Genomic DNA, 24,800 nt, shown 5'->3' with positions numbered 1-24,800 from the left:
TACCTTCCATCAGGTTTGTAGTGGTCAACTAATTCCGGACACCTCGATAGGTAATTTCGACACCATCGCCCGCTCGTAAACGGTCGGTGGCAGATATCCCAGTTTCGAGTGCAGCCGTTCGTTGTTGTAAAAACCAACGATGTACTCGGTGATGTCACGTATGGCCTCACCATGGTTGGCGTAATCGCGCCGCCACACCCGCTCCATTTTCAAGCTCAGGAAGAAGCGCTCCATCACTGAGTTGTCCCAGCAGTTACCTTTGCGACTCATGCTCTGTTGCATGCCATTTCGCTCCAGCAACGCTCTGTAGCTCGTGCTTGCATATTGGCTGCCCCTATCCGAATGGGCGATCAGTCCCGGTGGCGGCTGGCGCTGGGCAATAGCCAGTTGCATGGCGTTGCATACCAGCTCGGTAGGCATGTTCGGGGCCATGGACCAGCCCACGATCTTGCGCGAGAACAAGTCCAGCACCACGGCCAGGTACAGCCAGCCACTGCGAGTCCGGATGTAGGTCACATCCGCCACCCACGCTTTGTTCATCGCATCGGGCTTGAACTGGCGATTCAGCACATTCTCGGCGATCGGCAGATCGTGATTGCTATCAGTCGTGTGCACAAATTTGCGCTTCCAGGCCGAGCGCAGACCATTGGCTCGCATCAAGCGGCGGACTTTATAAAGGCCTATCTCCATCCCCTTGGCGCGCAGGGCTTTACGCAATGGGCGACTGCCGTAGCAGCCGCCACTTTCGCTAAACGAGGTCTTGAGCTGTACCGTGACTGGGCAAATCGGTGCCGGCGCTTGGGCGCGTTTGTTGGCCTCGTAAAAGCCAGAACGGCTGATGCTCAGCAGCCGGCAGACGTGAGCCACTGAATAAGCCTTCTGTTGCAGCTGTCGAACCAGTCGGTAGGTCACCTCAGCTCGCGAGCAAAGAAGGCTGTAGCTTTTTTTAGGACATCGTTGTCCATCTTGAGCTGCCGGTTCTCTTGCTCCAACTGCCGAATACGCTGCTGCTCAGGTGTCAGCGGCTTACCAATCCCGGCTTGCCCCAATTGCTCCGACTCATACTGCTGGACCCAGCGTCGAACCGCCGAATCGACCAGATTGAGATCCCGGCAAACCTGTGAAACGGCCAACCCCTGGTCCGTGATCATTTTCACGACTTGCAGCTTGAAGCTGTCGTCGAATGTCCTGCGCTTGTCGGTCATGAAGAACTCCTCGATAGATGCATTTTCCACCTATCGAGGTGTCCGGGGAAATTAAACCACCACATTTCTGCCAAGTTCTCCGTCTTATACGCAGAGAACAACCGTAGGCCATGCTCCAGCACGTACTCGTTGCTCTGTTTGTCTTCATCGTCGAGGTACTCCCCAGTCGCCGGCCAGGTGTCGATTGAGGTAGGCCGATGCGCTCAGCTGTCGCTGTTTCATCAAGGTATGCACAGCCTTCGTGGCTACAATCTGGCCTGGTGGGAAAAACAGCCCAGGTACACGTTATTCAGGGTCATGAACCTCATTCCTGAGCGTGATGCGCAAAACGCGAGGTCGGCGCTCCGTGTGCAACTGTAGTGGCCAACTAACCCTGCATGCTTTTTTAGGCGAGAATGTTTGTCTTACAGGGGGCGGGTTCAGTCAGTAGGCCACTACAGTTCGTATAGTTGTCACCTGACTATCTCGTGGCAATGCCATCGGAGGTCGATGGGGCAGGGGGGGTGTACACTTTGGCAAATTTTGTCAAAAACGAACAAAGCCATGAGCACCCTGAACATCTCTCTCCCGGACGCCCTGAAGGCCTTTGTCGATGAGCAGGTAAGCTAGCGGGGCTACAGCACCAGCAGCGAATACGTTCGGGAACTGATTCGCAAGGATCAGGACCGGCAGCAACTGCGCGGTCTGCTGTTGGCTGGGGCGGCCTCGTCGCCAACGGCTCCGGTGGATGGCGACTACTTCGAGTCCTTGCGCACCCGAGTGCGGACCGCTCGAGGATGAAGGACAAGCCGGTCATCCCGCGAGCGCTGGCCCATCAGGATGTCGAGGAGGCCATCCGTTATTACCCTGGATGAGCAGGCCGAACAGGCAGCACTCGGTTTTATCGATGCCCTGGAAGGCGCTTTTAGCCATATCAGTCGTCACCCGGCCTCGGGGCTCTCTCGCTAAGCCCATGAACTCGAGTTGCCTGGCTTGCTCTGCTGGCCGCTGAAGCGCTACCCCTATCTGGTGTTCTACGTTGAGCGTGACGACCACATCGATGTGTGGCGTGTGCTGCATGGTGCGCGGGACATTCCTGAATGGTTGGCGGACGGCTGGGGCCAGTGAAGCAACTCGACACACTGTCAGGCCGCGTCTGGCTTGCCTCTCAGCGCCCGCAAGTACACTATCAAGTACAGACCGGCCCCTCTGTGATCACAAACCGTCTGGTTTTTCAGGGAGATAGCGGCTTGTTTCGGGTCTCGTTTCCTCTCCAGCTAGCAATCATCGAATAAACAAATTATCGAAAGCTGCTCATGGCTGAATTCTTTCTCAGGCAGATGCAGCGCTAGCGCCAGGCCTTGAATCCAGATGAGTCACCTTCAGGGTACTGAAAGAGGTAGGAAAAATTATCGAACTCAAATTTTCCTTATTTTTCAATTGATTAGAACATGGTTTGATACCGGCTTCGGCACCATTTAAATCAATGACTTAGAGAGATTTCTCGCTGTCATTAGCATATTGTGAATTGCCGCAATTTTAGAAGCTTGCCGCAATTCACCTGGTTGGCGAGACCTTCTTGCCTATCAGATTTCGGATATATTTCTCCGTCATCACGACAGTGGTGTGCCCAAGCTGATCTCTGACTGGCGTGATATAGCTGCTCGATTCGAACTTGTCAGTAGCCGCCTTTGCCCGAAGATCCCTCATCTGGAAATCATATTTCGGAACCCCAGCTGCATCGCGCGTCTGGTCAAATCTTGATGAGGGCCGAAGCTACTGCGTCGTTGTGCGTCGGTAGAACCGTCTGTTTTCCATCTTGCGTAAGCCTTGTAACCGATGCGTACTCACGCAAGATCGTTGGCCATCATGTGCATGAAAGCCTGCATACAGACTCGGGGATCAAGGCACTTGAAAAAGCGGTGGGTGAGCGAGAAACCGAGCAGGGACTGATTCATCATTCAGATCGTGGCGCCCAGTACTGCTCCGACCTGTATCGCGGTTGCATACGAAGCATGGCATCAGGTGCTCGATGACGGATGGTTCTGACTGCTATCAGAACGCTATGGCCGAGCGAGTAAACGGGATTTTGAAGACCGAGTTCTTACTCCGTCGCCCTAAAAATTTGGCAGATGCAGTAAAAATGGTCGATGAGTCGGTATTGATCTACAATGAGGAACGGCCGCATCTGGCCTTGAAATACAACACGCCCGATGCGGTGCATCGGGCGTGTTGAGACTGAAATAGGTGTAAACTTATTTCAGTACGAGACAGCGGAAAAATGAGGGCGACTCCGAAGGGGGCTGGCACACCCAAAGGAGACGCCAACAAGCAGAGTAGACCTGCAAGCCAGCCAAGGCCCCCACTGCTCGCGCGAGCGGGGCGGAGCCTAGCAGAATCCCTAAGGCTTTGCAGATGTTAAAAGAATGCAGATGCGGTAAGTGCAAAAGATTACTCGCCCGAGTGGGCGGGTTTACTGAGCTCCAGATTAAATGCTCCCGGTGCGGGACGTTGAATCATGTGAAGGCCCCGAGCCTTGAGCGATCGCCTTTGAGCGACATGAGAGCGGAATCCTCCGCGAACAATCATTCGACTCAATAGGTGAAAATATGAATGCTGTAACAATTGGTAGACACGTTGCGAATTTTGACTCTCGTTCGATTAAGGGTGTAACCACTGTGGTTGCTCCATCGGCTAATCCAGCGGGACTGATTATCCAAACCGGCAACATCTGCCCGTCCAATGCGTCCACAAGCCTGTACGCTGGCCCTGTAGCTCCTACCGATGGCGGCGACCTCAGTGTCGCTCTGATCTTCAGCGCAAATGGTAACGGCACGCCTGGCTCAAATTCTGAGGTAGTCCTGCCGTATCCTCTTCGAGTCCCTGCTGGTTGGGGGCTGTGGGTGGTAACCTCCGCAACGACTTCAACCTCGCCACTTACCGTCATGTCGTTGACATACGATTTGCTGGCATAAAGGCGGCCGCAGGCCCTCCTAGTTCGAAAGAGGGTTGAGACGCTATGTTGGCAACGACCCAATACAATTACTGTTCGGTCGTTGCCATCCGTATCCCGAGGAATCGAGAAGAATCTAACCATTTTTCTCAAACTCGGCATCTGCCGAGCTTTTTCAAGTGTCGCCGAGGAAAGTCATCTCTGATTGCTTTCCCGGAAACATTCCAACTCATTGCGTGGTAGAGCAACGGTCAGTTCGTCGGGCTCATATCCCGAAGGTCGGTGGTTCGAATCCATCCCTCGCAACCTGATTGGGTCTAATCAGGTCCAGATCCAGCAGCGCTCCTTCATGCGTCTTTGCCCCTGTACCCCGGGCTTTTTTATCCGGAGAAACCTATGGCAGAACCAACCAGCACCGCAGCCAGTGTTGTGCTGGTGAAGTATGGCGTCGTCACGGCTCAATCCTCTCTCGGGGCTTTCTGAAAGGCCTGGCTCGTGAATAGGCGGTGACCTCTGTAGCGAGCGTCAGACCCGGCGAAAGCACCACCGGTCGCCGATCATGGACGTCTACCATAACGCCTTGTGCGTCGGTGGTGATGATCACAAATCCGTCGTGCTCGCCGCCGGAGAGTTGGTCGAAATGGCCATGGCTGCACATCGTCGCGGGGACACCGCCGAGGTTGGTCAGGCAGACATGCTCGACATGGCCGAGGCAGGTAGATTGTGGGGGCTTGCAGAGAGGGAGTGACGTTACGCTGGCCAGGACGGCGAGCTAGCGGTGCTTAGCCGTTTTCGGCATAGCCTGCATCAGTCAGGCTGGCATCTCGATCCGGATCACCGCGCCGCCGCCGACGCGATTGGCGACGGCTATGCTGCCGCCATGCGCTGCGCAGATGGCCTTGGCGATCGACAGGCCCAAGCCGCTGCCACCGCTGTGGCGGGCCCGGGAGCGCTCGGCCCGCCAGAAACGGTCGAAGATATTGTTCACGTCTGCGGGATCGATGCCGGGGCCGCGGTCGGCGACGCTGAGGATGATCGAGGTGCCGGCCGTGAGCGCACTGATCTGCAGTTCGCCACCTGGGGTGGCGTAACGCAGGGCGTTGTCGATGAGGATGTTGATGACTTGTCCCATGCGTCCATTGTCAGCTCGCAGCCGCAGGCTTGCGGGAATTAGCACCTCGGGCTCGATGCCCGCGCTGTGCAATTGCGTGTTGAACCAGCTCAGGCGTTCATGGACGAGCTGGCCCAGGTTGAACCGGGTCTTGTCCAGCACCAGTTGGCCAGCCTTGGCCAGCGACAGCAGGTGCAGGTCGTCCACCAGTTTGTTCAACTGGTCGAGTTGGCGCTTGACCCGTTCCAACTGGTTGAGGTCTCGGGGAAAGACCTCGTCCAGCATGCCCTGGACACGCCCCAGGGCGGCATTCAGGGGTGTGCGCAATTCGTGGGCGATCATCGCGCTGGACTCACGCACTTCCTGTTCGTAGCCCTGCAATTGGGTGGTCATGCTGTTGAAGTCGCCTATCAGGCGCTGAAGCTCGTCGGGGGCCTTTTCATTGGCCGGCAGGCGGGTCGAAAAGTCGCCCTGGGCAACATGACGGGCCATTTGGGCGATGGAGGAAAACTGCCGTGACAGCGGGTGTGAAAACAGGAAGCCGAACAGCAGGATGAGCGGAATGGACGCCGCCACCAAAAGCCAGAGCAACAGCCAGTCACTGTTGCCCAGGCCCCCCAGGAAGTTGTCGATCGGGTAATACTCGCTCAGGATCTGCCAGAGCCTGGCCTGGTTGAGCTGTGGGTCGGCCCGCAGTTGCTGGAATTCGGCTTGCACAGGCAACGGGATCGTCTGCAGCATCGCCCGGTCTGCCAGGGTGAAATGCACCCACATGGCGAAGGCGATGGCCAGCACCGCACCGATGGCCAGCAGGCTCATGCGCAGGCCCACCCAGTGCCACAGGCGGACCCTTTTCATTTTCAAGTCTCTCGACACGCCATCACCTGAATCGGTAGCCAATGGAACGAACGGTCACCAGCACATCCACGATCCCGTGGACTTCAAGCTTGCGCCGCAGATTGTGCACGTGGGTGTCGACGACCCGGGCCAGGGCGTCGCTCTCCGGCAGGCAGATTTCCAGCAGTTCGTCACGGGTAAAGGCCTTGGCTGGCGTGGCCAGCAAGGTCGCGAGCAGCTTGAATTCGGTGGGTGTCAGGTCGAGCAGGATCGGCGCGGCGCCGACACTGTCGATGGACGCGGTGAACGCCTCCAGGTCCACCCGCAACCGGTTGTAGCACAGCTGGCGGTCATTGCTGGCGCTGCTGTTCGAGCGTCGTAGCACCGCATGGACACGGGCGACCACTTCCTTGGGGTTGTAGGGCTTGACCACATAGTCGTCGGCGCCGTAGCGCAATGCACCGAGTTTTTCCGGTTCGTCGCCCATGGCGGTGACCATGATCACCGGCGTGTCACTGCTGCGGCGGACCGTGGACAGCACCTCGGTGCCGCTGACTTTCGGCAGCATGATATCGAGCAGGATCAGGTCGGGTTTCCATTGCCGGTGCAGGTCGATACCGCGTTGCCCGTCTTCGGCCAGCGCGACCTCGAAGCCATCGCGCCGCAGGTAGGCCTCCAGAATACTGGCGCTGTCGGCATGGTCCTCGACGACCAGAATACGTTTTCCTGACACGGGGGACGCCTCTTGATCAAATCTTGATATTTTGCGAACGATTCATTGAAAGTCGGCCCATAGGATGGCTCGCAGACCTCATTGTCGCGAAGCGATCCTATGCTGACCCATACGCCCTTGTCCAAGTCTATCCGACGTCTCCCACAGCGCTGTTGCGGGCTGCTGCTTGCCTTGGCGGTGGCGGCTTGTTCCCTGGCTCCAGACTACCAGCGACCGGCGCTGGCGGTGCCACGCCAGCAGGGTGACAGCATGGTTGCAACCCCCGCAGCGGTGGTGCCGGCGACCTTGTACGCCGATGAAGAGACCCTGTTGGCGGAGCTGGCACCGGATGGGCAACTGCGCCGACAGGTGCTGCTGGCGCTCGGTTTCAATCGTGATTTCCAGCTGGCGGGCCTGCGTGTGCTCGAAGCCCGGGCGCTGTACGGTGTCAGCGACGCCGACCGTAGTCCGACCTTGAACGTTGGCCTTGAGCGTGATCGTCAGCATTTCGACAACGCGGCGGCCGATGAGCGTTATGGCCAGGACCTGAGTGTCACCTCTCTCGGGGTCTCGGACTTCGAACTGGATTTCTTCGGCCGGGTGAAAAACCTCTCCGAGGCGGCTCGTCATGACTACCTGGCCACGACCCTGGGTCAGCAGGCGGCGCGCCGTACTTTGTTGATCGAGATCGTCCGCGCCTACCTGCTCGAACAGCAGGCTGGTGCCCGGCAGGCCGATGCCCGGCGTATCGCCGAGGCTCGCCAGGGGCTGCTGCGCATGGCCCAGGAGCAGCAACGCGAAGGGGCGTTGTCCGCCGATGATGTGGCGTTGAGCCGGGGCGAGGTGCTGCGCGCCCAACGCCAGTTGCAGGCGGCTATCGCCGAGCATTCGCGCGCTGCCCAGGCTCTTGCGCTGCTGAGCGGCTATGGGGCTGACTGGACGGCTGCACCGCCGGTCTCCGACGCGGCCCTGGCGCTGGCGCCGAGTACGCCCGGCTGGCTGGTCGACCTGCCGTCCCAGCGTTTGCTGGAGCGTTTCGACGTGCGCCAGAGCGAGGAGTCGCTCAAGGCCGCCAATGCCAATGTCGGTGCGGCCAGGGCGGCGTTCTTTCCGGCCATTCGGCTGAGCACGGGAATCGGCGTGGCGAGTGACAGCCTGGGGCATCTGCTCAATGCCGGGAGCGGCGCCTGGCTGTTCTCGCCCCAGGTGACGCTGCCCCTGCTCGATGGCGGGCGATCCCAGGCCAACCTGGATCTGGCCGAGGTGCGCCGGCAGATAGCCGTCGCTAACTACCAGAAGACCGTCCAGGCGGCCTTTCGTGAAGTCGCCGATGTCTTGACCCGGCGGCAGCAGGTGCTGGAGCGCCTGCACAGTGAAACCGACCTGCACGACCTGGCGCAGGAACAGGCCCGTCGCCTGTCCTTCGCGGTGGCGGCTGGCGGTGCCGATCGCGGCCTGTTGCTGACCTCCACCATCCGTCTGGCCCAGGCCGAACTGGCATGGAGGCAGTCCCGTTACGACGCGTTGTTCAATTGCCTGGACATCTATCGCGTGCTCAGTGGTACGGATGCCGCCGCACCTCAATCCCACCCTGATACCGGAGCCTCATCATGATCCCTGTAATCCTGTCATCGCGTGGCTGCGCGACGGGCCCTGGCGTTTTCGGCGGGTTGGCTTTGCTGCTGTGTGCATTGGCGTTGTCGGGCTGCTTCGCAAAGGAGCCCGTGGTCGTTCCCGTCAAGCGAGCGGTCAAGGTCGAAGCGGTCACCGAGTTCCAGGGCCATGACGCGGTGTTCACCGGTACCGTGCGTCAACGTCAGCGTGCCGAGCTGGCTTTCGAGCCCGGTGGGCAACTGGTCGAGCTGTTCGTCGAGGTGGGGGACACGGTCAAGGCCGGGCAGGTATTGGCGAGCCTGGATCTGCAACCGGCACGGCTTCGCCTGCAGCAAGCCCGGGCAAGGCTGGACGCCAGCCAATCACAGGCGGTCGAGCGGGCCAGCAACCTGCTACGCCAACAACGTCTGTTCGCGGCGGGCAGCGTTTCGCAAGGCGTACTTGAGCAGGCAAGCGAGAGCGATCAGCAGGCGAAGGCCGAAAGGCGCCGGGCACAAGCCGATCTGGCCCTGGCCCAACGCGAACTCGAGCGCAGCCGGCTGATCGCACCGTTCTCCGGTCGTGTGGTGTCACGCCGGGCAGACCGTTATGCCCAGGTGGGGGCCGGGCAAGTGGTGCTGGAACTGGAGTCCGCCGGCGACCAGCAGGTCGTGGCGTCGTTACCCGTGGAGGCAGCGGCCAAACTCCAACCGGGCGATCTTGCCTTGGCCTATCGCGCCGATTCATCCCAGACGCGGTTCTCCCTGGTACTTGAGGGCATCTCGCCGAGGGCCGCCAACGGCCTGACGCAACTGTGCATCTTCAAGGTCCGGGAGTCGTCCACGGCCCTCCCCAGTGACCTCACGGTGCTGGTGCAATTGAAGCCTCAGACTTCACCTGTCCTGTCTATTCCCGAGCGGGCCCTGTGGGTGGGGGTGGACAAGCCTTATGTCTATGTCTACCTGCCCACGGAGCAGAAAGTCGTCCGCAGGCCGGTGTCGATCGTGAGGGTAGAGGAGGGGCGGGCGCTGCTCGAAAGCGGCCTGGAGCGAGGCGAATGGGTGGTCACCGCCGGAGCTTCGTTCATTACCGATGGCCAGTCGGTCAGCGTTTTCCAACCCACCACTCGCCTGATCGGGAACTGAACCATGAGCCTTACCCGCAGTGCGATCAGCTCCAGTCGCCTGACCTTGTTCGCCGCCTTGCTGATTCTGCTGGTCGGGGTGCTGACCTTCCTCGGTTTTCCCTCGCAGGAGGAGCCTTCGGTCACCGTCCGCGATGCGCTGGTGAGCATTGCCTTCAACGGGCTGCCGGTCGAACGGGCAGAAGAGCTGTTGGCCAGACCGACAGAAGAAAAGCTGCGTGAGTTGCCCGAGATCAAGAACCTGGTCACCACCGTGCGACCTGGCAGCGTGATCATCCAGGTCACGGCCTACGACGAAATCAAGGACCTGGCAGCGCTCTGGCTGAAAGTCAGAAACAAGGCCGCCGAGGCCGGTGCGGGCTTTCCTGCCGGGACCCAGGGGCCGTTCGTCGATGATGATTTCGGCCGGGTCACGGTGGCCTCGGTGGCAGTGACTGCGCCGGGCTACAGCATGGGGGAAATGCGCGGGCCGATCAAACGTCTGCGCAACCAGCTTTACGCCTTGCCAGGTGTCGAGCAGATCGAGCTGTATGGCTTGCAGGATGAGCGGCTGTACGTCGACCTTGATCGCCAGCGCCTGGCTGCTGTGGGCTTGTCCGTCCAGCAACTGGTCCAGCAACTGCAGGGGCAGAACGTCATCGCCATGGGCGGAACACCGGTATTGGGTGGGCAGAACACCACCCTGACGGTGTCCGGTGAAGTGCTCAGCGAGATGCAACTTCGACAGTTGCCGCTGCGATTGTCCAATGGCGAGACGCTGCCGTTGCAGAGTGTCGCCAAGGTTTCGGTGGGGCCTGCCGATCCGCCGGAGACGGCAGCGGTCTATCAGGCCCAGGATGCCGTGGTGTTGGCGGTTTCGATGCAGTCGGGCCGTAACATGCAGGCGTTCGGCAAGGCACTGCGTGCTCGTCTGACGGAACTGGAGCGTCAGTTGCCGGCGGACTTCGCCCTGCACGTGGTGACGTTCCAGCCGGATGTGGTTCATCACGAAATGCAGAAGATGCAGCATGTGATGGCAGAGACCGTGGTGATCGTCATGGCGGTGGTCATGCTCTTCCTCGGCTGGCGCACCGGCCTGGTGGTCGGCGCCATCGTGCCGCTGACCATTCTGGGCTCCCTCATTGTCATGCGCGCGGTGGGGGTCGAACTGCAGACCGTGTCGATCGCGGCGATCATCCTGGCGCTCGGCCTGCTGGTCGACAATGCAATTGTCATCGCCGAAGACATCGAGCGGCGGATGCACCTCGGGCAGGATCGACGTTCGGCGGCCGAAGAGGCCGGGCGTACCCTGATGATTCCGTTGCTGACCTCTTCCCTGGTGATCGTGCTGGCGTTCTCGCCGTTTTTTCTGGGCCAGACCAGCACCAATGAATACCTGCGCTCACTCGCCACGGTCCTGGCGATCACGCTGCTCGGGTCCTGGCTGCTCAGCGTGACAGTGACGCCGCTACTGTGCTGCTACTTCGCCAAGGCGCCCACCAGGGTGCAGTCCCACGGGCACTCGGACCATTACGATTCGAGGTTCTACCGGGGCTATCGTCGTCTGATCGGCGCGTTGCTGAATTACCCCAAGTGCTTTCTTGCCGGCATGCTGGGGCTGCTGGCGGCAGCGGTCGTCGTGCTGATGCACGTGCCCTATGACTTTTTGCCGAAGTCGGATCGCCTGCAGTTCCAGATTCCGCTCACGCTGGAGCCGGGCAGCAGTTCCAGCGCGACGTTGCAGGCGGTGCGGGAGATCAGTCGCTGGCTGAGCAGTGACCGTGATGTCCTGGACAGCATCGGTTATGTCGCCGGCGGTGGGCCGCGTATCGTTCTGGGGCTCAATCCGCCGCTGCCGGCCCCTGAGGTTGCCTACTTCACGGTCAGTGTTCGCGAAGGCGCCGACCTGGACGCGGTCATCGAGCGCACGCGCCGCTACCTGTTGAGCGAGCACCCGGAAGTCGAAGCACAGCCCAAGCGCTTTTCTATGGGCAGTACCGAGGCCGGCATGGTGATCTATCGGGTGATCGGTCCGGATGAAGCGGTGCTGCGCGAGGTCGCCGGCAAGCTCGAAGCGGCGTTGCTGGCTTTGCCCGGCACCGAGGACGTGCACAACGACTGGCGCACCCGTCTTTCGCGCTACACGGTGCAGGTCGACCCGTACAAGGCTCGGCTGGCCAACGTCGGCAGTACGGATATCGCCCAGGCCCTGCAATTGCGCAACGACGGGATCCAGGTGTCATCGTTGCAGGATGGCGAGACGGTGGTGCCGATCGTCGCCCGCGAGACCGGTTCGTCCGGACTGGATCTGGGCAGCACCCTGATCTTCCCGGCCAACGGTGCGGCGGCATTGCCCCTGTCCGCGATTGCGACGCTACGCAGCGAGTTCGAGCCCTCGACCCTTCAGCGCCGCAACCTGCAACGGGCGATCACCGTGGTGGGGCATAACCCGTCATTGACGGCCAGTTCGATTGTCGAGCGCCTGGCTCCCCAGGTGGCGGCCCTGAATCTGCCTGCCGGTTACCGGATCGAGCTGGGCGGGGAAATCGAAGATGCGGCGGCGGCCAACCAGGCCTTGCTGAAATACCTGCCGCACGCCCTGGTGGCGATCCTGCTGCTGTTCATCTGGCAGTTCAATTCGTTCCGCAAGTTGTTCATTGTCGTCGCCAGTGTGCCGTTCGTACTGATCGGCGTGGCCGTGGCGTTGCTGCTCACGGGGTACCCGTTCGGCTTCATGGCGACCTTCGGCCTGCTCTCGCTGGCCGGAATCATCGTCAACAACGCGGTGTTGCTGCTCGAACGCATCGAGGCACAGTCAACGGACGGTGTGTCACTGCATGACGCCGTGGTGATGGCCGCGGTGATGCGCCTGCGGCCCATCGTGATGACGAAGTTGACCTGCATCGTTGGCCTGGTGCCGCTGATGCTGTTCGCCGGCCCGCTCTGGAAAGGCATGGCGATCACCATCATGGGGGGGCTGGCGCTCGGTACCCTGGTGACGCTGGGGTTGGTGCCGGTGCTCTATACGTTGTTGTTTGGTCGTGTGAGGCCTGTGTCCAGCACCGACGCTTGAGGGCGCCTGGAAAGCCATGCGTGGTTGATAACGGAACGTGGTCAAGGCTTACGGCGCCCGGGCAAGCTTGAACAGTGAGTGGCCAGCCACTTGCTCGTCACCCGTCAGGGGATGACGAGCACACCGCCTCATGGCTTTGCTTTGAGCGTATAGGTCAAGGTGCCGTAGCCCAGTTGGTCATACCCGCCACTGTTGGGGCCGTAGTTGCCGCCACCGCCCTCTGGCCGAACCTTTTCGGCGGCAGCCGTGACGTAGGGGGCCTTGAGGCCTTTGAGCACCACATAGTGGTTGTAGAACAGCTCCCAGACCGGGCGGGTGTCGCCGCGGCCCTTGTCCGCAATCACGTTCTGGGTCACGTCGCTGTTGTGGTAGGGGGTATAAGGCACGTCCTGCCCCAGGTTGTATTTGGCTATGTACTCAATGCCTTTCAGGACGCGGTTGTCCTCGTAGCCGTACAGATCATCGCCCTGACTCCAGGCCATCTGACAGAACGCACCCAACTCGGCGGCATTGAGCGTGTTGTGGCCCTGATCGCGGCCACTTTCCTGAGTCTGTCCCAGGCCCTGCGGATAGAGCTTCCACACGACGTGATCAAGGGCGCCATTACCTTCGCCGTGCTTGAAGTACTCGATGGCCTCGTCATAGAGATCGCGACGGTCCGTCAGGATGCCGATGGCGATGAGCGAGTCCATGTTGGCCAGGTCCCAGTTGGCCCAGTAGTGATCGATCCTGGCGCCGTTGTGGTGGGTGAGGAAGTCGTGGTTCATCGGATAGAACACGGTGAGCATCATGCGCTTGAACCGGTCGAAATCCTGCGCGGGCCAGCCTGGATAGGTGCGCATGATTTCTGCTGCATTGGCCAGCTGATAGCCATAGATACCGGACGCCAGGAACTTGTCGGAGGTGCCGTCGATCCTGGTCAGGGTCTTGCCCCAGGCATCCAGAATGGCGATGGAATTCTCAGCGTAGGTGATGTCACCGCTTATTTTCCAGCGCAGGGCCAGGGCGTACGCCGCCGCCGCGTCGTTGAACAGCAGTGAGTAGTTCTCTTTGTCGGTCCCATTGTAGCCCCGGTAAATCACGCTCTGGGCTCGGGGTTTCCAGTTCAGGGACGCGTGCGGATTCCTGATCAGTACGCTCCAGCCATCGGCCCATGGCTGCGCCTGTCGGGTCACCTGGGTCTTCATGCGATCGAAGTCTGCCTGGGTATGCAGAGCGCCCGGATGAACGAAGGTGCTGGCCAGGGCGCAGGGTGCGATCAAGGCGAGTGCAAAAGCGTTCCCGAGGAGGGAACTGATGGTTTTGAACGAGGAGGTCAAGGTTTTCGGCTCTGGTTGGGGGAGGACAGAAAGAGCTTACGCTGCCAGGATGTGCGCAAGATGAAACATCCTGGTAGTGATCAATCTCGGACAAACTGCTGTCCGGGAAAGAGCAGGTAATTAAAGTTTCCACTGTTCAACCGGTGGCATTGCAAGACGCCCTCAAGTTTCGCCCGAAACAGCCGAAAAAATGGTAACGCCTATATAGTGTTAGTGCATCTTTGCAAAAAAACCAAAAGCCCGGACCAAGGATGCTCCACTATTCGAGTGCATACGTATGTATAGCAAACTCAGTATTTCCCAAAAGCTCTACCTCAGCTTCGCCATCATCGTGGTACTGCTAGGTATCCTGGTCCTCAGCGCCTATCGTGGTTTTGGGCAGGTCGACAACGCAATCAACAGCAATGTTCACAGTTACCAGGTGTTAACTCAGTCCCAGATTGCCCTTGAGCAGTTGATCAATATCGAAACCGGCATGCGCGGCTTCGCCATTACTGGCAAGGACAGCTTTCTTGAACCTCAGATCGCTGGCGAAGCCAAGTTTTCCAGCAGCTTGGCGGCGTTAAAAGCACTGACAATCGATAACGCCGAGCAACAGAAACGACTGGCTTCATTGGCACAGTTACAAACACGTTGGCTGGACGACGACATTCATTCGATCATTGCGCAACGGCGTCAACTGACACAGAGTGGCAACTCCGATGACGCCCTCACTCAGCGCATAAGCAGTGGCGCCGACAAAGCCAAAATGGATGGCATGCGCGGCATCCTGGCAGAACTGTCGCAGGCCGAAGAATCGCTGTTGGCAATCCGGACTCAAGAGATGAACGACGCCAAGGATCACGCGATTATGATTCTGGTGGTCGGTGGTTTGACCGCTGCCTTTTTGGCAATCATCCTGGCCTATGGTTTAGGCCGTACCACTCGCGCCCGCCTGCAATTGGCGATAGACGCGGCGACGGCAGTTGCCGAAGGTCGACTGGACACCGTGATTGATACCAGCAGCAGCGATGAACTGCCCAAGGCATTCGATCGTATGCAAACTCGCCTACGGGAAATGATCCAGCAGATCAATCAAGCCGCCACTCAATTGGTTGAGTCCGTGCAGCAGATCTCCGGGGCTTCGCAGCAGCTGTCCGGCGCGGTAAGTGAACAATCAAACTCAGCATCCGCGATGGCGGCCACGGTTGAAGAACTGACGGTCAGTATCAACCATGTATCCAATAACGCGGGCGAAGCCGGTGGACTCGCTCAGCGCTCTGGTCAGCAATCGCTGGATGGGTCCACCGTTATCCAGAACACACTGACCAGCATGAACGGTATTGCGAAGACCGTGCAGCATGCGTCCAGCAAAGTGTCCGAGTTGGGCCAGCATTCCGAGCAGATATCGACCATCATCAGCGTCATTCAGGGCATTGCCGATCAAACCAATCTCCTTGCCCTCAACGCTGCCATTGAGGCTGCTCGGGCCGGTGAGCAAGGCCGCGGCTTTGCCGTAGTGGCCGATGAGGTACGGTTGCTGGCGCAGAACACTGGCAAATCGACCAAGGAAATTGCCAGCATGATCGACAAGATCCAGACCGGTGTCCGCGAGACGGTGGAGAGTATGCGCAGCGGTGTGATGGAGGTCAGCCAGGGAGTGGAAATGGCGGAATCGGCTGGCAAGGCGATTACCGAAATCAGTGAAAGCTCTGGCCAGGTACTCGTGGTCGTCGAACAGATTTCGCTGGCCTTGCGTGAGCAGACAGTGGCCAGTCAGGACGTCGCACGTAATGTCGAACGATCGGCACAGATGGCCGAGCAGAACAATCTGTCCGTGCAAGACCTGATGCGTACCAGCAGTGATCTGAATCAGTTGGCGCTAGGACTCAAACAGGAAGTGGGCCGGTTCCATCTGTAATGGCCTGCGCGTAAATCAATGCCAGGCAGCGCTGTACGATCGGGCTCACATCGCCTTTGCGCCGACTGAGGATAATCGGGCTGACCGCATTGCGGTCGAGCAGGCTGACGTACTCTATATCGGTGCGGTGCTGCTGTTGAACCGACGCCGGTACCAGGGTCACTCCCACTCCGACCGCCACCAGCCCTATGGCGGTTTGCAGCTCGTTGGCCCACTGGCTGACGCGAATGCTCATGCCGTGGTGAGCGAAGAGGGCCATTACATGGTCGGCATAACTGGGCCGAGGATTAGCCGGGTAGAGAATGAACGCCTCGCCAGCCAGTTGCGCGAGGCTGAGCGGATTACCCGCCAGCGAATGCCCCTTGGGCAGTACGGCAACCAGCGGGTCTTCGCACAACACCTGCTGGTGAATGGCCGGGTCATCGATGCGAATGCGCCCGAAGCCGATATCAATGCGTCCGCATTTAAGCGCCTCCACCTGCTGCAGGGTGATCATCTCGCTCAAGCCCAGCTCCAGCTCGCTATCCTGACGCAGCTCGCGGATCAGATCCGGTAGCACGGTGTACAGGGTGGAGGGGGCAAAGCCGATGCCCAGCCATTGGCGCTGACCCTGACCGATGCGGCGAGTATTGTCGCTGATGCTCTCCAACTGCTGCAGCACGGTGCAGGTCTGCTCATAGAAGAACCGACCCGCCTCGGTCAGCCGCAGCGGACGTTCGCGTACCACCAGCAGGGTGCCGAGCTGCTCTTCGAGCTGGCTGATCTGCCGGCTCAGCGGCGGCTGAGCCATATGTAGCAGGTGCGCGGCGCGGGTAAAGTTGAGGGTTTCGGCCAGGACCTTGAAGTAACGCAGGTGGCGAAGCTCCATCAGACCTCCAGGGTATGGTGGAAGATTCATATGATATTGGACGAGTGCTAGCGTCTCGCGCAATGCTTGATTAATCAAGTAAATGCATAGTGGGGTCTGTGACTTGCAGCCCTGCCTGACGAGACGTGGCACCAATGACCAACGCACTGATTGAAGACATAAACGCAATTATCGTCGATCTGCCGACCATCCGTCCGCACAAATTGGCCATGCACACCATGCAGCAGCAAACCCTTGTGGTATTGCGCGTGCGCTGCAGCGATGGCGTGGTCGGCATCGGTGAGGCCACCACCATCGGCGGCCTGGCCTATGGCTACGAAAGCCCAGAGGGGATCAAGGCCAATATCGACAAGCACCTGGCGCCAGCGTTGATCGGCCTGCCGGCAGACAATATCAACGCCGCCATGCTCAAGCTGGACAAACTGGCCAAGGGCAACACCTTTGCCAAGTCGGGTATCGAGACGGCCTTGCTCGACGCCCAGGGCAAGCGCCTGGGGCTGCCGGTCAGTGAGCTGCTGGGTGGGCGGGTGCGTGACAGCCTCGAGGTCGCCTGGACCCTGGCCAGCGGTAATACCGCCCGTGACATCGCCGAAGCCCAGCATATGCTGGAAATCCGCCGTCACCGGGTATTCAAGCTGAAGATCGGTGCCAACCCGGTAGAGCAAGACCTCAAGCATGTGGTGGCGATCAAGCGCGAGCTGGGCGACAGCGCCAGCGTGCGGGTCGATGTGAACCAGTACTGGGACGAGTCCCAGGCTATCCGCGCCTGCCAGGTGCTTGGCGACAACGGTATCGACCTCATCGAGCAGCCTATCTCGCGCATCAACCGCAGCGGTCAGGTGCGCCTTACCCAACGCAGTCCCGCGCCGATCATGGCCGACGAATCGATCGAAAGCGTCGAAGACGCCTTCAGCCTGGCCGCCGATGGCGCTGCGAGCATTTTCGCCTTGAAAATAGCCAAGAACGGCGGACCGCGCGCTGTGCTGCGTACCGCGCACATCGCTGAAGCCGCCGGTATCGCCTTATATGGCGGCACGATGCTCGAAGGCTCCATCGGTACCCTGGCCTCGGCCCATGCCTTTCTCACCCTGCGCCAATTGACCTGGGGCACCGAGCTATTCGGCCCATTGCTGTTGACCGAAGAAATCGTCAACGAGCCGCCACGCTATCACGACTTCCATCTGCATATTCCACGTACCCCGGGCCTTGGCCTGACCCTGGACGAGCAGCGCCTGGAGCGCTTCGCCCGCCGCTGAAAACTGTATCGAAAGCAAGGAGTCCACCCATGCTGTTCCACGTGAAGATGACCGTAAAACTGCCGCTCGACATGGAGCCGGCCAAGGCCACTCGCCTCAAGGCCGATGAAAAGGAACTGGCCCAGCGCCTGCAGCGCGAGGGGACTTGGCGCCACCTGTGGCGCATTGCCGGGCATTACGCCAATTACAGTGTGTTCGATGTGCCCAGCGTCGAGGCGCTGCACGATACCTTGATGCAGTTGCCGCTGTTTCCTTACATGGACATCGAGGTGAACGGCCTGTGCCGACATCCTTCCTCGATTCACAGCGACGACCGCTGATTTGCACCCGTGTACTCGACAAAAACAAATATGAGGTAAGCATGATGACCGTGAAAATTTCCCAAACTGCCGAGATTCAATCGTTCTTCAAGGAAGTGGCGGGGCTGAACCATGCCGAAGGCAACCCGCGCTTCAAGCAGATCATCCTGCGCGTGTTGCAGGACACCGCGCGGCTGATCGAAGACCTGGAAATCACCGAGGATGAGTTCTGGCATGCAGTCGACTACCTCAATCGCCTGGGTGGCCGTAACGAGGCCGGCCTGCTGGCGGCGGGCCTGGGCATCGAGCATTTCCTCGATCTGCTGCAGGACGCCAAAGACACTGAAGCCGGCCTGACCGGCGGCACCCCGCGTACGATCGAAGGCCCGTTGTATGTGGCCGGTGCGCCGCTGACGCAAGGCGAAGCGCGCATGGACGATGGTGTCTCCCCGGGCGAGGTCATGTTCCTCCAGGGCCAGGTGTTCGATGCCGACGGCAAGCCGCTGGCCGGTGCCGTTGTCGATGTCTGGCACGCCAATACCCAGGGTACCTACTCGTACTTCGACTCGACCCAGTCCGAGTACAATCTGCGCCGACGTATCGTCACGGATGCCGAGGGCCGTTACCGTGCGCGCTCCATCGTGCCGTCGGGTTATGGCTGCGACCCTCGCGGGCCGACCCAGGAGTGCCTGAATCAGCTCGGCCGCCACGGTCAGCGCCCGGCGCACGTGCACTTCTTTATCTCGGCGCCGGGGCACCGTCACTTGACCACGCAGATCAACTTTGCCGGTGACCAGTACCTGTGGGATGACTTTGCCTATGCCACCCGTGACGGGCTGATCGGTGATCTGCGTTTTGTCGAGGATGCGGCGGCGGCGCGTGACCGTGGCGTGCAAGGCGAACGTTTTGCCGAGCTGGCGTTCGACTTCCACTTGCAGGCCGCCAAGGCGCCGGAGGCCGAAGCGCGTAGCCATCGTCCACGTGCGTTACAGGATGCCTGAGCAATCCGGGGGTCATGACAAGGCTTGCTCCTGTTCAGGGAGCAAGCCAGGCGGTCAGGTCAAAGCATGCGGCGAAGCACATCGTTGCGAGGGTCCTTGTCGAAAAAGCGGTGCTTGAGGGCACCCGTGATATGCACCAGGATCAGTACCAGCAGGGTGTAGGCACAGACTTTGTGCAGCCACTGGAAGACGACGAACCAATCGTCATTTTTCGCCAGAAGCTCCGGCAGGTTCACCCCGAAAAAGAACACCCCATCACTCAGGGTGTAGGTACTCGACATCGAGTAGCCCATCAACGGCACGATCACGATCAGCACATACATGGCACGCTGCACCAGTTGCGAAAAAAATCGCTCATGTGCGGCCAGCGTGAGTGGCGGCTTGGGCAGGATCGGGGTTCGCCAGCGCAGGGCGATCTGCGCCAGGACGAGCAGAAACGTCAACACGCCGAAGGATTTGTGCCAAGGGTAATAAAGCGTGTATTTGCTCGCCACTTCATCATTCAGTCCGGTCATATGCCAGCCCACCCAGAGCAGACCTGCAATCAGCACGGCACGTGCCCAATGCAAAAGCCGCAGGGACGTCGGATACCGATCAATGGTTTTTTGATTTGTGGAGCTCATCGGAGTCTCTCTTTTGATCATCAGGGCATCAGGGATGCCCCCCTCTATGGCACCAGGCGTTGAGGGGGGAGTGTCAGGGCTCGGGTGGTTCTCAGGTGGGCACCAATACCGTGACAACCTTCTCCTCGGTGTAGGCCAGTGCGCCGCCGAATCCGCCTTCACGGCCAATACCACTGGTCTTGACGCCGCCCCAGGGCAGGTTGGCGTCCAGCGGACTCCAGCAGTTGATACCGACGGCACCGACCTTCATCGCCGCCGCGACGCGGTGCGCTCGCACCAGGTCAGTGGTCCATACCGTGGCCGCCAGGCCATAGCTGGAGTCGTTGGCCAGAGCGATCGCTTCCTCTTCGCTGTCAAACGTGATCAGCGTGCCGACCGGTCCGAAGATTTCATCCCGGGCAATCGCCATATCGTTGCGTGCATTGGCGAAGATCGTCGGCCGGACAAACCAGCCCTGCTCAGGGGACGATACGCCACCGGCCAGTAGCGAGGCGCCTTGGTCGATACCCAGTTGAATATAACGATTGACTCGATCGAACTGCGCTTTCTTGGCCACCGGCCCCATCTGTACGCCGGGTTGGCGAGGGTCGCCGACCTTGACGGCGCGTGCCGCATCGGCAAGTGCTGCGGCGAAACGCTCTGCGATGTGGCGTTGTACGAGAATGCGTGAGCCGGCGGCACAAATCTGGCCCTGGTTGGCGAACAGACCGAGCGAGCAGCCGCGCAGTGCATCGTCGAAGGAGGCATCGTCGAAGACGATCTGTGGACTCTTGCCGCCCAGTTCCAGTGAGACGTGCTTGAACAGCACTCCGGCGGTACGCTGGATCTCACGCCCGGCTTCGGGGCTGCCGGTGAAGCTGATCTTGGCGATGTGCGGATGCTCGCACAAAGCCCGGCCGACCTCCGTGCCGTAGCCGGTGACCACGTTGATCACGCCGTCCGGGAAACCCGCTTCCTTAGCCAGTGCGGCCAGGTGCAAGGCCGACTGTGGTGTTTCTTCCGAGGGCTTGATGACCACGGTGCAACCAGCAGCCAGCAAAGCCGCAAGCTTCCAGACGGTAATCATCAGTGGTGAGTTCCAGGGAACGATGGCACCGACCACGCCCACGGGCTCGCGCACCGTGTAGGAGAGGGTCGGGGTGCCGAAGTAGCCGCCACTGGGAATGGTGCGTCCTTCAAGCTGGTTGGCCCAGCCGGCTGCAGCGCGCAGGTTGGCGAGCACGTTGGGCAGGTCCATTCGACGTGGTTCGAGCGGTGAGCGGCCGATGGTGTCGGCGTCCAGATCGGCCAGGTACTCGGCATCACGTTCGACCAGGTCAGCCAGTTTCAACAGCAGGCGACCGCGTTGGGCACCATCGAGCTGGCGCCAGGCGCCACGCTCCAGTTGAGCGAGCGCTGCGCTCACGGCTCGGTCCACGTCCGCAGCCGTGCCGCGCGCGGAGCTGCCGTACACCTGTTCTGTCACGGGGTTGACGAGCTCGATGCGATGACCGTCGGAGGATTCGCAGGATGCGCCTTCGATGAAGTGATTCAAGTGCTGAGTCATTTTAGGATCCATGGGTGATGGAGAGTGCTCGGATATACCCGGCTCAGGCCTCGAGGGAGGCCAGGGCATCACGGAAGATGTCCAGTGCCCGGAAGAACAGCGAGCGCGAGATCGTCAACGAGGGCATGACACGCATGACGTTGCTGTAGCGGCCGCACGGAATCATCAGCACCCCGTGGTTCAGCAGATAACCCATGAGCTGGCCGATCTTGTGCGGTTCCAGCGGTGCCTTGGTGTTTGGGTCCTCGACCAGTTCGATACCGATCATCAGGCCGCGGCCACGTACCTCACCCACAAACGGGCTGTTGAAACCCCGGATGTAGGTCTGCGCCTCCTGCCCCAGCGTGTGCGCGCGATTGAGCAGGTCGAGTTCCGGATCCTGGAGGATGCCGATGTTGGTCAGCGCCACCGCGGCGGACAGTGAGTTGGCGGCGAAGGTATTGGGCATCGATCCGTCAGGAATCCTGGCCGCGAGGTCCGAGCGCATGATCAGGCCCGCCATCGGCAGGTCGCTGCCGATACCCTTGCCGAAGGTCAGCATGTCGGGCTTCACACCGGAGTGCTCGACGGCCCACATCTTGCCGGTGCGGCCCGCGCCGGACTGCACTTCATCGACAATCAGCAACGTCCCGCTGCGATCACAGGCCTTGCGCAGAAGCTGGAGGAATTCCGGTGAGGGAGGGACGTAGCCACCTTCGCCCTGCACCGGCTCCACGATCACCGCAGCCACATCGTCGGCGGCGGTGTAGGGCGTGTTCAGGAGGTAGTCCACGTAGTCGCCGGCGATTTGTTCGGCGCTTTTATGGGTGGTATCGAAGGGGAAGCGGTAGGCATAAGGGTAGGGTGCATGAATCACTCCGCCCATCTGGGCGCCATAGCCTTTACGGTAGGCCGTGCCTGTGGTCAGAGCGCCCGAGGCATTCCAGACACCGTGGTAGCCACCATGGAAAGCGATGATCTGGTGCCGCCCGGTGATGCGCTTGGCGAATTTGATCGCGGCCTCCAGCGCATCGCTGCCGCTTTGGGTGAAGAAGGTGATGCAGTCGCCACGCAAGCCGTCGGGGGCGATTTCGGAGAGTTTGGCGGCCAGCTCGGTGCGTCGGGTGCTGTTGATTTCCAGGGCGTGCATCAGCACTTCGGATTGGTCGCGGATGGCCTGCACCACTTTCGGGTGACACCGGCCCACGCTGCTGACACCGACGCCGGCGGACAGGTCGATGTAGGTGTTGCCGTCCGGGTCTATGAAGGTTGCGCCGAACGCCCGGTCCATGGCCACCGGCATGCGTCCGCCGCCGCGTGCCATCGACTCGGTATTCGCCGACAGCGCCAGGGCTGCACTGGTCTTGGGGCCGGGAAGGGTGCTGGAGATAATCCGCGGAGCATCCGCGAAGTGCAGGGATTCAAGGGTGGATTCACTCATGACGGTCTCTCTGGAATGTTGATTCAGGTAGGCCGATCATCTGCGGGGCAGGTTCCGGGCCGGTAACCCGAATCGGCACATGAGCACGTACATTCCAGCGCCAGGTCGATTCCACAAACAGCTTGCAGGACTTGTGCTATGTGCGAATATCAAACGCGAGGGCGATCTGAACACAGGAATATTGGCCGAGGCTTGCGACCCCATGAGAAACCAGACGATCAGCCATTTTCATGACATCCATGTTCATGCGGCCACCGTCCAGCAGTGGAGTCAGGACTACAGCCAGTTAACCGCCGGCTCGGCCGAGAGTTCGCTCATGCAACTGACGACGGCCGATAGTCACTTGTTTCTCGAACGGATCAACCAGCGTGTCGTGCAGCACGGCGTATCACCTCAGGGCAAGATGTGCTTTGCCGTACCGATCAACGTTCCGGGTTCGATTCGAATGCAGGGGCGAGAGGTGGATGACAGCAGCCTGTTCTTTCTTCACGGTGGCGAGGAGTTCATGTTCCACATGCCGATGGGGATGGAGCTGCTGTCCATCACCTTCGAGCGTGAATTGTTCGAGCAGGCGCTGGAGCGAACGGCGTCGGCGAAGGAACTCAAGCTGTTGCTGCGCCAGCCGGTGATCCGGGTTTCTCCCCAGCGCTTCACGCAGGCTCGGAGCCGATTGCTCGCGTTGTTCTCCCAGGCCCTGACGCAGGAAGATCTCGACAGTACGCCAGATCGGGAGTTGGCGCTGGAGCAGGCCATGCTCGGCGAGCTGTTGCAACTGATGACCGATCCGGCCTGTGACAAGCAGCAGCGCATTCCCAGCTCCACGCGCAGTTTCATCGTCGAAAAATGCCACCGCATGGCGACTGCGCAAATGATCAACGTGCCCAGCGTGACCGAGTTGTGCCAGCGACTCCAGGTGAGTCGACGCACGATACAGAACAGCTTTCACTCGGTGGCCGAGATGACCCCGCTCAATTACTTGCGCTCCGTAAGGCTCAACGGCGTACGGCGGACCTTGATGTCCACCCGTGCAGCCGACCTCTCGATCGGTGATGCCGCTGCCCAGTGGGGCTTCTATCACCTGAGCCATTTTGCGGCGCAGTACCAGGCTCTGTTTGCGGAATTGCCGTCTCATACTGCCCGCGCGACCCTCGCCGGCTGCACTGCCGCGCTTGTCCCTTACACCCGGAAATGACCGACCAGTTGCTCTTGGTGATTGGCCATTTGATGCAGTGCGTCACTGGCCTTTGACGCATCGTTCATCCGGTGGGTGAGGGTTTCACTGATACCGCGAATGTCACTGACCCGATGGCTGATGTCTTCCACGACGCTGCTCTGCTCCAGGGCCGCGCTGGCGATCTGCTGATTCATCTGTTCGATCATGTCCACGGCCTTGGAAATACTCTCCAGTGCCACCCGGGTCTGTTGTACCTGAATCACGCTGCCGCCGGCTTGCTCGCGGCTCAGTTGGGTACCTTGTACCACCTCAAGGCTCAGCTGTTGCAGGGTCTCGATCACGCTGCGCACCTGTTCGACCGAATGCTGGGTGTTGCTGGCCAGGTGTCGGACTTCATCGGCCACTACCGCGAAACCGCGTCCTTGCTCGCCAGCCCTGGCCGCTTCGATGGCCGCATTCAAGGCCAGCAGGTTGGTTTGCTGTGCGATGCTGCTGATGACGTCCAGTACCTGACCGATCTGGGTACTGCTATCGGCGAGTGCGTTGACGTGTTTGAGGGTGCTTTCCAAACGTTCATCCAGGCTCACAATACTGCGCTCGACCGCGGAAAACACGGACTGGCCTGATCGGCTTGCGCTTTCTGCGGCGGTCGCGGCATCTGCGGCGCTGTGGGAGTGGCGGGCGACTTCCTGGGCACTGGCGCTCATTTCGTGCAGTGCGGTAGCCGCCAGTTCCACCTCATGATACTGGCGCTGCATGCCCGCGCTGATTTCCCGGGCAATCGCCGACGACGTATCGGCGCTGTGGC

Annotated in this window: 18 protein-coding genes, 1 tRNA gene and 5 pseudogenes; 13 read left to right on the top strand and 11 right to left on the bottom strand. The window is 60.3% G+C overall.

Going from position 1 to position 24,800, the window contains the following annotated elements; genetic code table 11:
• Window positions 1–24: 24 nt before the first annotated feature.
• Window positions 25–1,205 (bottom strand): IS3 family transposase gene (locus BLU37_RS24000; RefSeq protein ID WP_090209638.1). Its coding sequence is split into 2 segments (ribosomal slippage): window positions 25–950 and window positions 950–1,205, totalling 1,182 coding nucleotides; the frame shifts between segments, so codons are not numbered across the junction.
• Window positions 1,206–1,748: 543 nt separating this feature from the next.
• Here BLU37_RS24000 and BLU37_RS29580 point away from each other — a divergent pair.
• Both BLU37_RS29580 and BLU37_RS23990 read left to right on the top strand, forming a co-directional pair.
• Window positions 1,749–1,985, top strand: a pseudogene (locus BLU37_RS29580) (ribbon-helix-helix domain-containing protein).
• Window positions 1,982–2,312 (top strand): annotated as a pseudogene (locus BLU37_RS23990) (type II toxin-antitoxin system RelE/ParE family toxin). The pseudogenes BLU37_RS29580 and BLU37_RS23990 overlap by 4 nt, the downstream one beginning before the upstream one ends.
• 429 nt (window positions 2,313–2,741) lie before the next feature.
• Here the strand turns inward: BLU37_RS23990 and BLU37_RS30045 are convergent.
• Window positions 2,742–2,945: pseudogene (locus BLU37_RS30045) on the bottom strand (integrase); the annotation flags it as partial.
• Window positions 2,946–3,007: 62 nt separating this feature from the next.
• Here BLU37_RS30045 and BLU37_RS23980 point away from each other — a divergent pair.
• From BLU37_RS23980 to BLU37_RS23970, 3 genes and pseudogenes are all read left to right on the top strand, one after another.
• A pseudogene (locus BLU37_RS23980) lies at window positions 3,008–3,420 on the top strand (transposase); the annotation flags it as partial.
• Window positions 3,421–3,593: 173 nt separating this feature from the next.
• On the top strand, window positions 3,594–3,785 hold the full coding sequence (locus tag BLU37_RS23975; protein WP_090209635.1) for a Com family DNA-binding transcriptional regulator: 192 nt from the start codon (window positions 3,594–3,596) through the stop codon (window positions 3,783–3,785).
• A 585-nt stretch (window positions 3,786–4,370) separates the two neighbouring features.
• Window positions 4,371–4,443: transfer RNA gene (locus BLU37_RS23970), tRNA-Met, on the top strand.
• A gap of 220 nt (window positions 4,444–4,663) precedes the next feature.
• Here BLU37_RS23970 and BLU37_RS29575 read toward each other — a convergent pair.
• The 3 genes and pseudogenes from BLU37_RS29575 to BLU37_RS23955 all read right to left on the bottom strand — a co-directional run.
• Window positions 4,664–4,762: pseudogene (locus BLU37_RS29575) on the bottom strand (SOS response-associated peptidase family protein); the annotation flags it as partial.
• Window positions 4,763–4,948: 186 nt separating this feature from the next.
• On the bottom strand, window positions 4,949–6,106 hold the full coding sequence (locus BLU37_RS23960; protein WP_090209630.1) for a sensor histidine kinase: 1,158 nt from the start codon (window positions 6,104–6,106) through the stop codon (window positions 4,949–4,951).
• Between the two features lie 22 nt (window positions 6,107–6,128).
• Window positions 6,129–6,818: a response regulator gene (locus BLU37_RS23955; RefSeq protein WP_090209627.1), complete on the bottom strand. Its 690-nt coding sequence runs from the start codon at window positions 6,816–6,818 to the stop codon at window positions 6,129–6,131.
• 99 nt (window positions 6,819–6,917) lie between these two features.
• Here BLU37_RS23955 and BLU37_RS23950 point away from each other — a divergent pair, with 99 nt between their 5' ends.
• From BLU37_RS23950 to BLU37_RS23940, 3 genes are read left to right on the top strand one after another with little or no spacing between them, the layout of a single operon-like run.
• Window positions 6,918–8,411 (top strand): efflux transporter outer membrane subunit, encoded by a 1,494-nt coding sequence (locus BLU37_RS23950; RefSeq protein ID WP_090209624.1) that lies wholly within the window; start codon window positions 6,918–6,920, stop codon window positions 8,409–8,411.
• The gene (locus tag BLU37_RS23945; RefSeq protein WP_232000381.1) at window positions 8,408–9,535 is read left to right on the top strand and encodes an efflux RND transporter periplasmic adaptor subunit; all 1,128 of its coding nucleotides are present in this window, start codon (window positions 8,408–8,410) and stop codon (window positions 9,533–9,535) included. Before BLU37_RS23950 ends, BLU37_RS23945 begins: the two co-directional genes overlap by 4 nt.
• Before the next feature lie 3 nt (window positions 9,536–9,538).
• Complete coding sequence (locus tag BLU37_RS23940) at window positions 9,539–12,586, top strand: efflux RND transporter permease subunit (RefSeq protein ID WP_090209621.1); 3,048 nt, start codon at window positions 9,539–9,541, stop codon at window positions 12,584–12,586.
• Between the two features lie 128 nt (window positions 12,587–12,714).
• Here BLU37_RS23940 and BLU37_RS23935 read toward each other — a convergent pair whose 3' ends face one another.
• Complete coding sequence (locus BLU37_RS23935) at window positions 12,715–13,848, bottom strand: alginate lyase family protein (protein WP_232000380.1); 1,134 nt, start codon at window positions 13,846–13,848, stop codon at window positions 12,715–12,717.
• A gap of 334 nt (window positions 13,849–14,182) precedes the next feature.
• Between BLU37_RS23935 and BLU37_RS23930 the strand changes: the two genes are divergently transcribed.
• Entirely contained in the window at window positions 14,183–15,805 is a 1,623-nt protein-coding gene (locus BLU37_RS23930; protein WP_090209614.1) for a methyl-accepting chemotaxis protein, read from the top strand.
• Here BLU37_RS23930 and BLU37_RS23925 read toward each other — a convergent pair.
• Complete coding sequence (locus BLU37_RS23925; protein WP_090209611.1) at window positions 15,774–16,673, bottom strand: LysR family transcriptional regulator; 900 nt, start codon at window positions 16,671–16,673, stop codon at window positions 15,774–15,776. The two genes, BLU37_RS23930 and BLU37_RS23925, sit on opposite strands and share 32 nt — an antisense overlap.
• 134 nt (window positions 16,674–16,807) lie before the next feature.
• Between BLU37_RS23925 and BLU37_RS23920 the strand changes: the two genes are divergently transcribed.
• From BLU37_RS23920 to catA, 3 genes are read left to right on the top strand one after another with little or no spacing between them, the layout of a single operon-like run.
• Window positions 16,808–17,929: a muconate cycloisomerase family protein gene (locus tag BLU37_RS23920; RefSeq protein WP_090209609.1), complete on the top strand. Its 1,122-nt coding sequence runs from the start codon at window positions 16,808–16,810 to the stop codon at window positions 17,927–17,929.
• A 29-nt stretch (window positions 17,930–17,958) separates the two neighbouring features.
• Complete coding sequence (gene catC / locus BLU37_RS23915; protein ID WP_010451081.1) at window positions 17,959–18,249, top strand: muconolactone Delta-isomerase; 291 nt, start codon at window positions 17,959–17,961, stop codon at window positions 18,247–18,249.
• Window positions 18,250–18,293: 44 nt separating this feature from the next.
• A complete protein-coding gene (gene catA, locus BLU37_RS23910) occupies window positions 18,294–19,229 on the top strand; it encodes a catechol 1,2-dioxygenase (protein ID WP_090210996.1) in 936 nt (311 codons plus the stop codon).
• A 59-nt stretch (window positions 19,230–19,288) separates the two neighbouring features.
• Here the strand turns inward: catA and BLU37_RS23905 are convergent, their stop codons facing one another.
• The 3 genes from BLU37_RS23905 to BLU37_RS23895 form a co-directional block, all read right to left on the bottom strand.
• Complete coding sequence (locus tag BLU37_RS23905) at window positions 19,289–19,852, bottom strand: cytochrome b (RefSeq protein WP_090209606.1); 564 nt, start codon at window positions 19,850–19,852, stop codon at window positions 19,289–19,291.
• Window positions 19,853–19,943: 91 nt separating this feature from the next.
• Window positions 19,944–21,398, bottom strand: coding sequence for an aldehyde dehydrogenase family protein (locus BLU37_RS23900; protein ID WP_090209603.1), 1,455 nt, complete (start codon window positions 21,396–21,398; stop codon window positions 19,944–19,946).
• A 43-nt stretch (window positions 21,399–21,441) separates the two neighbouring features.
• Window positions 21,442–22,818, bottom strand: coding sequence for an aspartate aminotransferase family protein (locus tag BLU37_RS23895; protein ID WP_090209600.1), 1,377 nt, complete (start codon window positions 22,816–22,818; stop codon window positions 21,442–21,444).
• Between the two features lie 202 nt (window positions 22,819–23,020).
• Between BLU37_RS23895 and BLU37_RS23890 the strand changes: the two genes are divergently transcribed.
• Complete coding sequence (locus BLU37_RS23890; protein ID WP_090209597.1) at window positions 23,021–24,010, top strand: helix-turn-helix domain-containing protein; 990 nt, start codon at window positions 23,021–23,023, stop codon at window positions 24,008–24,010.
• On the opposite strand, the gene BLU37_RS30040 is transcribed toward BLU37_RS23890, so the two are convergent.
• A complete protein-coding gene (locus BLU37_RS30040; RefSeq protein ID WP_408003686.1) occupies window positions 23,995–24,750 on the bottom strand; it encodes a methyl-accepting chemotaxis protein in 756 nt (251 codons plus the stop codon). The genes BLU37_RS23890 and BLU37_RS30040 overlap by 16 nt on opposite strands.
• Between the last annotated feature and the right edge of the window lie 50 nt (window positions 24,751–24,800).

The sequence above is a fragment of the Pseudomonas asplenii genome, from assembly GCF_900105475.1.
Lineage (GTDB): Bacteria > Pseudomonadota > Gammaproteobacteria > Pseudomonadales > Pseudomonadaceae > Aquipseudomonas > Aquipseudomonas asplenii.
This window is presented reverse-complemented; position numbering and strand designations above follow the sequence as displayed.